Here is a 12713-nt window from a genome sequence, read left to right as displayed (position 1 = left end):
TTTAAGCATTTTAAGATTATCCCTAAGTAAATGGTATGGTAATCAACATGTCTTCTTACAAAAGGGGTAAAAAGACGTGACGGTTGGTTTTACATTTAATAAATAATATTGAAATAGGGGAGTATGTAATGCCATTAGTTCAAATGAAAGATATTTTAATTAAAGCAAATCAAGAGAATTATGGGGTTGGAGCTTTTAGTGTCGCTAATATGGAAATGGTAATGGGAGCTATTCAAGCAGCTGAAGAGTTACGTTCCCCACTCATTCTACAAATTGCGGAAGTTCGTTTGAATCATTCGCCCATTCATATGATTGGTCCTTTGATGGTAGCTGCAGCGAAAAAAGCAACTGTTCCAGTAGCAGTTCACTTTGATCACGGTATGACGTTTGAAAAAATTAAAGAGACATTAGAAATTGGTTTTAGTTCGGTTATGTTTGATGGCTCTCACTATCCGTTAGAAGAGAATATCCAAAGGACAAAAGAAGTTGTGGAGCTTGCGAAACAGTACGGAGCGACAGTAGAGGCTGAGATTGGCAGAGTAGGTGGTAGTGAGGACGGATCAGAAGATATTGAAATGATGCTGACAAGTACTAAAGAAGCAAAAAGATTTGCAGAAGAAACAGATGTTGATGCGTTAGCTGTTGCGATTGGAAATGCGCACGGGATGTACAATGGAGACCCTGATTTACGATTAGACCGCTTGCAGGAGATTAATGGGATAGTCGATATTCCTTTAGTATTACATGGTGGGTCTGGCATTAGCCCAGAGGATTTCAAGCAATGTATTCAACATGGTGTTCGAAAAATTAATGTAGCAACAGCGACGTTTCAGAATGTAATTACTAGAGTTAACACTGCGGCCTTAAATACTCCTTATTCAGATTACTTTACGTACCATCAAGATGTAATTGAGGCCGCATGTGAAAACGTTAAAAATCATATGCGCATATTCGGAAGTGAAAAAAAAGCATAACCAGAAAAGCCTTCTTCATTAAATAATAGAAGGAACTCATAATTTAGTTAGCTGACAAAAGTAGAGTAGCCATTAAAAAAAGGGGGAGAACATCATGTTAGGAAAATTAGGTGAATTAAATGAAGGATATAATGTATTAACAGAAATGAACGGTCATTGCAGTGATATGTTAATGGATATAGGCATATATAAGATGTCTAATGGAAAAGAAGAGCTGTTATTTGATAATAAGAATGAAACGGCAGTACTTTTACTAGAAGGGGCAATACGTTTAGAGTGGGATGGAATGGAACAAGTTATTCAAAGGCAGTCTGTTTTTGAAGAAAACCCTTGGTGTTTGCATGTGGCTAAAAATGTGAAGGTTACAATTACTGCTCTTTCAGATAGTGAAGTGCTTGTTCAAAAAACAGATAATGACCAAGAATTTGCGTCCAAGTTGTATACTCCAAATGAGTGTCAAAGTGTTGTAGCTGGAGATGGAGTATGGGAGGGAACAGCGCAGCGTGTTATTCGTACAATTTTTGACTATAACAATGCAGCATATTCTAACATGGTAGTAGGAGAAGTTATTTCTTATCCAGGACGATGGTCGAGTTACCCACCGCATCACCATGATCAACCGGAGGTATATTATTATCGCTTTAACAAGCCACAGGGATTTGGATGTGCGATGGTAGGTGAGGATGCTTATCGCGTTGTACATAATAGTTTTATTACAATTCCAGGTGAACTAGACCACCCGCAAGCAACTGCGCCTGGATATGCAATGTATTTTTGTTGGATGATTCGACATCTTGAGAATAACCCATGGAATGATCGTATCATGGAGGAAGACCACAAGTGGTTATTAGAACCCAACGCGAAAATTTGGCCAGAAAAGGAATAGATGAAAATAAAGGTTCTGGACAAAAACGATGTCACTTGCAATTGTTTTTGCTCAGAACCATTAATTTTTTGTCAATTTAGGCAGGCTCTTATGTGAGGTAACGTAAGAGCCTGTTTAAATGTACTACCTTTTTTTATGTACAATAAGAAATGATATAGACAGGGAGAGAAAATCCATATCCACTAAATTAGTAAATTTACGTATTGATTTTGCTTTTAAACAGTTATTTGGAACGAAAGGAAATGAGGAAGTTTTAAAGAAGAAAAGTAATTCTGGATAATAAGGACTTGTTCATTTTAGTTTAGGAAAAATTAAGATTTACTTATTATTACTTTAACTATTTAAAGTGAAACCTTAAGAGAAAGTTTAGATAAAATAAAATTTCGCGTTATAACATAATAATGTAATTTTTATTTGAATAACAAAAAATCTTATAAAAAGGGTACTAGTAATTATTATGGAGCGTGGAATTTATTGAGTACTACAGGAGGGTTTCATGAGTAAAATAATAGTATTATTAAGGAGTCTAGATAAAAAACTAATTTTAATTTTATGCATGTTTTGTATTATTAGTACCGCTGCAATTTATAGTAGTCAACAAACTGGTCAGTATGGAAGCACAAACTTTGCATTGCAGCAAGGTAGGAACTATATAATTGGTTTTGTACTGTTAATATTTGTTGCAAGTATTGATTGGGATCAATGGCAAAAGTTATCTTGGCCATTGTATATTGTTGGTTTTGTGGCAATTGTTATATTAAAAATACTACCGGAGTCAACGTTTACTCCCGTTAAATTAGGAGCAAAAAGATGGTTTCAATTTCCTGTTATCGGTCAAATTCAACCATCGGAGTTTTTCAAAATTGCACTAATTATATTTGTCGCCAATTTAGTAGTGAATCATAACGCCAAATATATGATTCGGACATATAAAACTGATTTCATATTGGTCGGAAAAATTATGTTAGTTTCAATTCCTCCTATTTCTTTAGTATACAGCCAGCCAGATACAGGTATGGTGTTCTTATACGCAGCATCTATTGCATGTATTTTATTTATGTCGGGGATTCAAAAGAAATTAATTGCATTTTGTACAGTCATCCCGGTAACTATATTATCTACATTAATATTTATATATAAAAAATATCCAGATTTTTTCTTTAAAGAATTAGTTACTAGGTTAAAACCGCACCAACAATCACGCATTATAGGTTGGCTAAATCCAGCTGAAAATGCAGATCAAGGATATCAAACGCAACAATCTCTTTTAGCTGTTGGAAGTGGTGAATTACATGGAAAAGGATTCGGTCAAGGTAGTGTATATATTCCTGAAAAACATACTGATTTTATTTTTGCTACTATCGCTGAAGAAGGTGGATTTATAATAGCAGCTATCGTTGTATTGGTCTTGTTACTTCTTATATATCGAATAACTATAATTGCTTATTCAGCAGAGAATCTGTTTGGTACATTATTATGTGCTGGGACAAGTAGTGTTTTAACACTACAAATCTTCCAAAATATTGGTATGATTGTTGGGATAATGCCGGTAAAAGGAATTGCACTACCTTTTTTATCATATGGAGGGAGTTCGCTATTTTCAAATATGATAATGATGGGGCTTATTTTATCGGTGCATAAAAATTATAAAAAATACATGTTTCAAGTTAATTAAAAGTTAAAAATGTGTAGGGTGTTTTTGAAAATTTTAATTTTTGGAAATAAAAAGAAATAAGATATAGTCTGGCTAAAAAACTAGAGGACACTAATTCATTAAAGCAGCCATAAAAGGTGTTTTAAGAATTGGTGTCCTCTTTATTTTGAAAAAGGAGATGGGGAAAACATGAGCCATGATTCCTCTTTCCGAACAGCATATGAAGCTCGAGAGAAACTACTTCTAGATGAACAAGCAAAGCTAGCGAATGCAGAACAAGAGGGTATGGAAAAAGGTATTGAGCAAGGTAAGATGCAAATGATTCGAGGGATACATGAAATTGGTGTACCGCTTGAAACTATTGCAAAAGCAAGTAAGTTAAGTCTGAAGGAAATAGAGCGTATCTTGAAGTTAAAATAAAAATATATGTGTCTACAGAACTCATGAGTAGAAAAAATTAGACGTTTATTATCATATTACGTCTAATCGTAAAGCATTGCTGAAGATTTTAGCAGTACTTTTTCTCAATCAACTAATTATATAGAAAAGTTGAAAGAAGAACGTGAATAGTCCGAAACAAATATGTTTCGGACTAGGGGTTCAATATTTTATCCATTTATTTAACATTGTTTAAAGATTAAGAGGCGGAATTTTCTGATTTTTAAAGCGAGAAAAATGTATTACGTTAATCAATAGATACTCCACTAGAGACAATCGGTTTTGTTGGTGCTGGCGTATCTCCACCATTAAACGAAGAGTGTTGTGATACATTTAAACTAATCATGCTACATGCTAATGCACTTACTACTACCATACTTAATAACACTTTTTTTATTTTTTTCATTACTTTAACGCTCCTTTTCTCAAATGTTTCTTATCAGCATTATTACTAATATAGAAATATTTGCTCGCTTTAACATGATTATTTGCCTCGTAAAATTGGAGTGCTAAAATCTCTGCATATTCTTTTACACAATCCCACATGTCCTCTTTTTCAAAATAAGAAATTGCATCAGTAACTACTTTTTCTAATTTAATTCTAGGTAGTTCTGTGATTAGTTCATTTAAAACTGCGAAACGATGCTTATATTCCTCATTTCCTGATTCATTTGTATACTGTATTCCTTGCTTGATATATGCTTTTGCTGTTTCAACGCCTTCTAATTTATAATATGCTCTTGCTAAGACAAATAATGCTTTAAAATGGTTCGGTATGGTATTTATAATTTCAGAACTCTGTCTAATCGCCAATGGATATAAATCTTGAATGTTATATAACCAGCCTAAATTGGATCGTACTCGTAATAATAATTGTTCTTCATCATACTTCTTAAAAACATCAATAACCGTATTGAGACATTCTTCCGCTCTTTCAAATTCTCTTAGATCTATACAAGCCAGTCCATATACATTGTCGCATAAAGCAATATTAATTTCATAGCCTCCATGATTCCGGTATATTTCTTTGGCTTTTACTACATGTTGAATCGCTTCAAATGGTTGATAAGATTGATAACAGTAAGTTGAAAATCTATACTCAAACTCGGCTTTTTCTACATCATCAAGTATATCAATTAAAAGTTCTTCTGCCTTTTCATAGTGTGTTTTCGCTTCAGTATAATTTGCTAAAATTGTAGAGTGAATGGCCTTAAAGAAATAATAATAGTAAGCTAAAAATGAAAATTCCTCTTTGATATTAGGGAGTTTTTCTATTTGATTAAAAGAATCTTTTGTAATACTCATTCCATCTACCAAGACTTTATATCTAAAATTCAGTAGGGAATAATAGAATGATACATATTGGTCTGTTTCTATTTCCTTTAAACGTTCTTTTACTTGTATATATATCTGTTTTGCTTCTTTTACATGATATAAACGAATTTCTTCATACCATTCATGTAATAATTCCATCAATTGCTTATTACTTTTTTCTTGAACAGTCATAATATCCCCCATTTCTCTGTAAAGGCTTATTCTGATAATAACAGGAAATAGATACATTAAATTTAACTACGATTTTTTTCATTAATATACAGAATATTCTGAATTATAATGTACATGCTTTTAAATTTGAAAAAGTATAGTTAAGACAGTACAAGTTTCGTTAATGCTTTTTTTGATTTTGATTTATTAACTTTTGTATATTGAATACTTCTTATAAGAAGTGGCGTAGCACTATAGTAGAAAAGGAGAGAGCTTATACTGTTATGGTATTGAGAAATATATAGGGCTTATTAAGCTTCAAGGGATTCCTCGAAAATAAATAGAAGTATATCCATATCCATTTACATTGAAGAGGGAGCGTTAGTTTATGATAAGTTTTGGGATTAATTTACGCAATATTATTTGTTATACACAAGAGAGTAGGAATCTTAATAATATACGGATTTTAAGTAGGTTGGGTATAAGATTATTTGATATATATGGAGAACCATTACCTGTATCAGATGTTAATCGAGAATTAGTAACGGCATTAAAACGCCAAGACATAAATACGCAAAGATATATATTAAGTCATTTACAAGGTTAGAACAACCGATATTATGCTGCGTTTTTCATACATATGTTCTATCCGATAAACCAAGAAGCTATCATCAAAGGTTTGTGAAATTTTATTTTCTTAAATCGAGTAAATTACGTAATAATATTTAAAAATTATTTAATTGGGTACTATAGTTTGTATCACGATGAAATGTATAAACTTCGTCTATATCAATAAAAATAGAATAAAGAATGTGTAATGAAGTACCCATCCAATTATTATGTGTATCACAATTGGAAGGGTACTTTTTTACTTATTCCAAAATAGGGACAAAGCTAAATGCAACGAATAGTTATCAAAATGCGATTGTACAAATGTAACAAATGAAATTTCTATTCATAAGTGTGGTTCTTCTATTTAATCAAGTATGATTTAATACTTTCTTAGTTTTGGTTAAGGAAATTTATATACTTAAAGTAAAAGGGGGGATTTTTAATGAAGGGGGAGGAGAATTTGAAAATTTTCAACTCAGTTGCTCCTACACAAATAAAAAATGAAGATTTACCATTTGATATTTCCTGGATGACCGATTGGATTGTAGACTGGTTTGGTTCTTTGTTTAATGGAGGCAGTGATGTAATAAAAGATGGGGGAAATAAAATAGATGGTACAGTCCATGCGAGTGTTCCTGCATTTATTGATGTTATTTTCCTTCTTCTTTCTGTAGTAATTTTAATATCATTATTAGTTTTTGGAGCTTCTTTATGGTTTAAGCATATAAAGTGGAAAAAGCGATCCATTTATTTTGGAGTAGGTTCATTTATACTCATACTACTAATAAGGATTTTACCAGTGTTAATGCTTACAACCCGTTCTTTTGATTTTCAAACCTTTATGAGTAATTTGATGGGCTTAATTACTTCTATAATTTTAGGAACAGCTGTTTTAATGTTTTTAATATCTTTAGCATTAGGTATGCTTTATAAGAAATTTGAACATCCCAAATATGGAAAATGGAGTTCAAGTTTGAGATATAGTTCGATTTTTATATTTGTAATGACATTGTTAGTACCGGCCTTACTGCGTCATTTATAATCTTTGTTTATATAGGAGAAGGAGGAATAGTGCAGGTAATTTCTATAATGTTTCTGTGTAATTATGCTAGTGCTCGTTCTCCTCTAGATTTCTGAGTTAAGTCTAATACATTAAAAAGAATTTTGTTATATGAAGTTTTGGCAAAGGGGGAGAGGTACTAGTGACTACTTTTGTTGTGATGGTGAGTATATTCTTAATTCTGTTTGTAATTGGTCCCAAAGCGACTAAGAGAAAAGAAGAAAGAGATAGAATTGAAAAAGAACATAAAGAGAAAATGGAGGCTTTAGAGGAAGAAAAGATTGAATTAGATATTAATGGGACTAAAGTACGGTTACACAAGAAGCCAAAGCTAAAGAAAAGTATATATAAAATAAAGGATAACAGGTAATTACTCAGTTTTTTCATTTTAGCCAATTCATCTCCCACCTACTCACTTCGCGTTCCTTGAGGAAGGAGTCTTCTTGGCTAAAATGATAAATAAAAAGTACGTGAGTCGTAACTGCCGCTCTTTTAGGAGGAATTCAAGACACCAAAAGGACGCGTATTGGTAAGCAGGTTCAAAAATAGTATATGTGATAAGAAAAAGTCCTATACAAAAAAATTACTGTAAACAAAGCCTATGTGTATGTGAAATAAAGAAGAGCCGTTCTATTTGGAGGGCTCTTCTCGTTTGAAGAATTAATATTAAAAAGTCTATCCATTAAATTTTGAATATCATGTCTTCTGTTTTTTATTTTATTTTTATCAATTGTATACTAATTACCCTCAATTATTAATTGAGGGTAAAGAAGTAACTGTTGAGACTAAGTTTACTGAAAAAGAAAAAAGGTTTTGTAAAGCTAGCCATTACTTTCGTTGATACTAAACAGCAAGAAAGAGAAATAGTAGTGTTTGAAGACTTATTACATAAAGGTCAAGTAATTGTAACATACCCTGACATTAATCAGATTTGGAAAAAGAAAAACAAATTTGCACACTATACTTGGGATCTAGATGAGACTTATATCAAAGTCAAAGGAGAGTTGGGTTATCTTTATTGTACAATGGAGCAAGATGGAGTTAATGATGACTAGTTAATTTCATAATTAAGAAATAGTTAAGAAATAGTTAAGCCCGGTTTAAAATTTGCTTTCTATACTAAAAACATAAGCATACAAGAAAGTTGGTGTTCTTACATGAGTGCAATAATAAAAACTACAAATTTAACAAAGATTTATGGCAATCAGAAATCAGTTGATAATCTTAATATAACCGTAAATCAAGGAGAAATTTACGGCTTTTTAGGTCGAAATGGTGCAGGGAAGACGACTACAATTAGAATGTTATTAGGATTGATAAAGCCCACCCATGGAAAGATTGAAATATTTGGAGAAGATTTATTTAAAAATCAAAAAGAAATCCTTAAAAGAATTGGGTCTATTGTTGAAATTCCTGGATTTTATGAGAATCTTACAGCACGGGAAAATCTACTAATTAATGCAAAAATTATTGGGATACACAAAAAAAATGCAATTGATGAAGCGTTAGAAATCGTGGGATTGCAACATGAAACTAAAAAGCTTGTGGGTAAATATTCTTTAGGGATGAAGCAAAGATTAGGGATTGCTAGATCTCTTCTTCATTACCCAGAATTATTAATATTAGATGAGCCTACTAATGGTTTGGATCCAATAGGAATTAAGGAAATTAGAAGATTGATACAAAATTTGGCTAAAGAAAGAAAAATTACTTTATTAATATCCAGCCACATTTTATCGGAAATAGAACAGTTAGTAGATCATATGGGGATTATTCATGAAGGCAAGCTCTTAGAGGAAATCGAATTTAACAGCCTTAGAAAAAAGAATCGTAAATATATTGAGTTTCAAGTATCGAATGACAATAAAGCTACAAAAATCTTAGAGAAGAACTTTGGCATTTTCGATTATGAAGTTCATAATGAGGGGATTATTCGCGTTTATTCTAAACTTGGGCAACAAGGAGATATTAATAAAATATTTGTACAAAATGATATTCAGGTTTTGAAAATTTTGATGAGTGAAGACAGATTAGAAGATTACTTCACAAAATTAGTTGGAGGTGGAACAATTGGTTAATCTGTTATATACAGAATTATTAAAGCTAAAACGATCCCATATGTTCTTAATTAGTATTCTCGGTGCATCGGTAGTACCTTTTATGGTAGTAGTAGCATCATTTGTAAGCTTAAAAACTAAACACCCTACTCCTACTATTGTATTTAGTCAATTGTTTGGTGAAGTAAATTTATATACTGTTCTAATAATAGGAGTACCACTATATGGGGTTGTAACCGCCTACCTATTTATTCGGGAATATACAGAAGATACATTAAAGAATTTATTAACCATACCTGTATCACGTATGAATTTTCTTATAAGTAAATTCTTGCTTCTATTTTCGTGGATTATGATGTTAACTTTTGTAGCATGGGGATTAACATTATTATTAGGGATAATATTTCAATTTGATGGACTAAGTTCATCCTTAATAAGGGAAACTTTTGTACAATTTTTGATAGGTGGATTATTGCTTTTTATTTTATCAACACCAATCATACTTTTAACAATTGTACTTAAGAATTACGTACCGACCATTGTATTTACAGTTGTAATAACCATGATTAATTTAATGACAGCAAATTCAGAACATAGAGGATTGTTTCCATGGGCAGCAGCAGGTGATATTTCAAGAAATACGCTTCAGCCCACTTATCCTCCCGAGTACTCCTATATAGGTATATTCGGAACATCTATTATCGGATTAGTATTATTGATTTCATATTTTAAAAAGGTAGATATCCATTAAGAAAAATAAAATGGGACCATCTAAAACTATTAGGTAGTAACAAAAAGTAGATTAAAAAATTATAATTAGTGTTTGATTTATATATATCGTAAGGAGGATTTTCAAAATGTCTTTTTCTCAATTCAATATTGATGCTTTTCGAGCCGTTAACGATTTAGGTAAACAGTACCCATTTCTCAATTCTACTATGACGTTCGTGGCAGAATATATGGTATATTTCTTAGCTTTAATTATTGTAGTGTATTGGTTTACTCGATCTAACCAAAATCGAATGATGGTTGTTCAAGCGATGATTGCTTTTGTGATTGCTGAGGTTATCGGGAAAATAGCAGGAAAGTTTCATTCAAATTATCAACCATTTGCAGAATTACCCAATGTTAATAAATTGGTAGAGCATGCTGTTGATAATTCATTTCCAAGTGACCATACAATCTTATTCTTTTCAATTTGTTTTTCATTTTGGCTTGTTCATAAAAAGATTGGTTGGCTATGGATTACACTTGCATTCTGTGTAGCCATTTCTCGTATCTGGGTAGGAGTTCATTATCCTTTCGATGTTATGACAGGTGCTATATTAGGGATTGCTTCAGCGATAATTGCTTATTGGTTAGTACCAAAAGTTACTTTCTTGAAAAGAATACTTGCTATATATGAAAAAGGGGAAAACTACATTTTACCTGCAAAAGATAAATCAAAAAATTTTTAAGGAAAAACATCTGAATTATAAGTAGCTTTTTGCTTATAGTGTTAATTTGATGTTAGGTAAAGATGCAACATTTCTAGGACAATTGAAGTGGCTTAAGCTTGCCACTTCAATTGTCCTAGAATAACTAAGTAAAAATATGGTTTATATATGTATCATAAATACGAATAACGTTTTATTGGTAATAATTTACTTATCGCATTTTTTTTTTGAAGACTAAACCTCATAGACATACCCCACATCATTTTCGCTTCAAAAATGAATTTCATACTTAAGTTAAAACAGTTACAAGGAATAGGATAACATTTGTGTTCATTCCTTTTTGTAATAATTGTGGATATACATAATTATTTTTTGGAAAACAATTTACAGTAATATTACGTTTTTTAGAGGGGAAATCAAGTTGTCAAAATCACTAATAAATATAATTTATTAGTGATTTCAAAACTTGAGAAAATAATTCGTTTATTATTTTGATTACAATATAAGGTAGTATTAGAATGTAGCGTGGAAAGGTAGAGAAAATAAACTGCATATCAAAAGGAGGATGCTTTTGGATAGTTATGTTTGGATTATGAATATCAGAATAAAAAACTATACAATTTAATGAGTGGTAGTGTACATTTGGACGTGTAATTCGCGATAGAAATCCTAGTGGCAAATTATATCTTAAAGCAGTGTGTTAGGCTCTAACCACAGGAACTGCGATGAACGTTAGGGATTTAGATATTCTACGTTTCAAACATAGTAAAGGCGTTAAATTCTGAATAATTCAAATTAAGTCAAATTAAATGGGGAGTCCTTATGAAGAAACTTTTAGTTATATTTCAAAATGGGAATTACTCGAGGCTGTTTTTTGCATCTTTTACTTCACAAATGGGTAGTACAATCGGTTTAACTGCACTTATGTTTTATTTTTTAAATCGTTTTTCACACCAACCTGCATATGCTACTATTACGGAGCTGATGTTGTCTTTGCCCACATTAGTAGTATTTTTTCTTGTTGGTGTAGTTACTGATAGGATTGATCGACAAAAAATAGCTCAAAATTGTGATTGGATCTGTTTTATATTATCGCTCTTATTATTGTGGTCTCTTTTTCTAAACTGGATGCCAGTAGCATTTGCACTGTTATTTTTAAGAAGCATGGTAAAGAGCTTTTTTACACCTGCACAATCATCCCTTGTACAAGGTGTTTTAACAAGAGATGATTATGCTACTGCAGTTGGTTTGAATCAGATGATTTCAAGTTTGTTTATGCTTTTTGGTAGTGGTATCGGGATTTATTGTTATTGGGTAATCGGTATTTATGGTGCAATCTTAATTGATGCAATTAGTTTTTTTATTAGTGCTCTTCTTATAAAATCTTGTAGAATGTCAGAAGAAATTCGTATGCCAAACGGAAAACATAATATCAAGGATTTGAACATTTCAATTGTAATGAAGGATTTTGTGAAGGGAATACGATATATTTTGAACCACAACTTGTTACTTACACTTATCTCCGGATTTATAGTTTTCGGAATTTTAAATGGAGGGCTCTCAGTGATGCAGGTATTTATTTTAAAATACAAACTAGCCCCAAGAAACTATGAAGAAGTTTCAATTATATTAAGTATAGTCTTTGGTATAGGAATTTTATTTGGTAGTGTTATAGCATCTATACTTTCTCAAAAAATAAAGCTTTATCATTTACTAATTTTAGCTTTGTTTATTGGAGGAGGGGCGACTATTTTGAGTTCATTAGTCAATACAGTTTGGCTGTATGTTATTTGTACGGGTATAGTTGCCCTAGCACTTCCAATGATTAATGTAGCTATTGGAGGTTGGATTCCGAAAATAGTAAATCCAAAAATGATGGGGAGAGTACACGGGTGTATTAATCCTTTGATGATGCTCTCACAGTCACTAACCTTACTTTTTATTGCCGGATTTTACCCAGGTATTCTTGCAGTTGAAACTCTTTTTTGGATAGTAGGCGGATGTTTAATATTTGTAGGAGTTTTTTACATGATTAGCATTCCACGATTAATGAAAGTAGAAAAATCAGTTAGCATAACGCTCGAATAATTGTAGTTGATCAATTAATTTAA

12 protein-coding genes and 3 pseudogenes are annotated in these 12713 nt (G+C 31.7%); 13 read left to right on the top strand and 2 right to left on the bottom strand.

All coding sequences use genetic code 11. The annotated features are described in order from the left end of the window. Positions 1–128 precede the first annotated feature (128 nt). From JDS81_RS21465 to JDS81_RS21450, 4 genes and pseudogenes are all read left to right on the top strand, one after another. Positions 129–974 (top strand): class II fructose-bisphosphate aldolase, encoded by an 846-nt coding sequence (locus JDS81_RS21465; RefSeq protein ID WP_097953368.1) that lies wholly within the window; start codon positions 129–131, stop codon positions 972–974. 94 nt (positions 975–1068) lie between these two features. Further along, a complete protein-coding gene (locus tag JDS81_RS21460) occupies positions 1069–1860 on the top strand; it encodes a 5-deoxy-glucuronate isomerase (protein ID WP_097953367.1) in 792 nt (263 codons plus the stop codon). Positions 1861–2356: 496 nt separating this feature from the next. Further along, positions 2357–3535 (top strand): FtsW/RodA/SpoVE family cell cycle protein, encoded by a 1179-nt coding sequence (locus tag JDS81_RS21455; RefSeq protein WP_097953366.1) that lies wholly within the window; start codon positions 2357–2359, stop codon positions 3533–3535. A 162-nt stretch (positions 3536–3697) separates the two neighbouring features. After that, positions 3698–3934 (top strand): annotated as a pseudogene (locus tag JDS81_RS21450) (Rpn family recombination-promoting nuclease/putative transposase); the annotation flags it as partial. Positions 3935–4199: 265 nt separating this feature from the next. On the opposite strand, the gene JDS81_RS21445 reads toward JDS81_RS21450, so the two are convergent. Together JDS81_RS21445 and JDS81_RS21440 are read right to left on the bottom strand one after the other, a co-directional pair. Continuing rightward, positions 4200–4358, bottom strand: coding sequence for a Phr family secreted Rap phosphatase inhibitor (locus JDS81_RS21445; RefSeq protein WP_000721406.1), 159 nt, complete (start codon positions 4356–4358; stop codon positions 4200–4202). After that, positions 4358–5458, bottom strand: coding sequence for a response regulator aspartate phosphatase (locus tag JDS81_RS21440; RefSeq protein ID WP_142316318.1), 1101 nt, complete (start codon positions 5456–5458; stop codon positions 4358–4360). The genes JDS81_RS21445 and JDS81_RS21440 overlap by 1 nt, the downstream gene beginning before the upstream one ends. 367 nt (positions 5459–5825) lie before the next feature. On the opposite strand from JDS81_RS21440, the gene JDS81_RS30525 reads away from it, so the two are divergent. From JDS81_RS30525 to JDS81_RS21405, 9 genes and pseudogenes are all read left to right on the top strand, one after another. Beyond that, a complete protein-coding gene (locus JDS81_RS30525) occupies positions 5826–6044 on the top strand; it encodes a hypothetical protein (RefSeq protein WP_097953364.1) in 219 nt (72 codons plus the stop codon). A 447-nt stretch (positions 6045–6491) separates the two neighbouring features. Beyond that, positions 6492–7091: a hypothetical protein gene (locus JDS81_RS21435; protein ID WP_097953363.1), complete on the top strand. Its 600-nt coding sequence runs from the start codon at positions 6492–6494 to the stop codon at positions 7089–7091. 160 nt (positions 7092–7251) lie between these two features. Further along, positions 7252–7479, top strand: coding sequence for a hypothetical protein (locus JDS81_RS21430; RefSeq protein ID WP_097953362.1), 228 nt, complete (start codon positions 7252–7254; stop codon positions 7477–7479). 381 nt (positions 7480–7860) lie between these two features. Continuing rightward, positions 7861–8041, top strand: a pseudogene (locus JDS81_RS30520) (VaFE repeat-containing surface-anchored protein); the annotation flags it as partial. Continuing rightward, positions 8030–8161 (top strand): annotated as a pseudogene (locus JDS81_RS30515) (IS6 family transposase); the annotation flags it as partial. The pseudogenes JDS81_RS30520 and JDS81_RS30515, both read left to right, overlap by 12 nt. A gap of 105 nt (positions 8162–8266) precedes the next feature. Next, the gene (locus JDS81_RS21420) at positions 8267–9187 is read left to right on the top strand and encodes an ABC transporter ATP-binding protein (RefSeq protein ID WP_088123155.1); all 921 of its coding nucleotides are present in this window, start codon (positions 8267–8269) and stop codon (positions 9185–9187) included. Next, positions 9180–9917 (top strand): ABC transporter permease, encoded by a 738-nt coding sequence (locus JDS81_RS21415; protein ID WP_097953361.1) that lies wholly within the window; start codon positions 9180–9182, stop codon positions 9915–9917. The genes JDS81_RS21420 and JDS81_RS21415 overlap by 8 nt, the downstream gene beginning before the upstream one ends. A gap of 106 nt (positions 9918–10023) precedes the next feature. Beyond that, complete coding sequence (locus tag JDS81_RS21410) at positions 10024–10623, top strand: undecaprenyl-diphosphatase (protein WP_097953360.1); 600 nt, start codon at positions 10024–10026, stop codon at positions 10621–10623. Between the two features lie 801 nt (positions 10624–11424). After that, complete coding sequence (locus JDS81_RS21405) at positions 11425–12690, top strand: MFS transporter (protein WP_097953359.1); 1266 nt, start codon at positions 11425–11427, stop codon at positions 12688–12690. The last annotated feature ends 23 nt before the right edge of the window (positions 12691–12713 follow it).

The sequence above is a fragment of the Bacillus cereus group sp. N31 genome (assembly GCF_016483245.1).
Lineage (GTDB): Bacteria > Bacillota > Bacilli > Bacillales > Bacillaceae_G > Bacillus_A > Bacillus_A toyonensis.
This window is presented reverse-complemented; position numbering and strand designations above follow the sequence as displayed.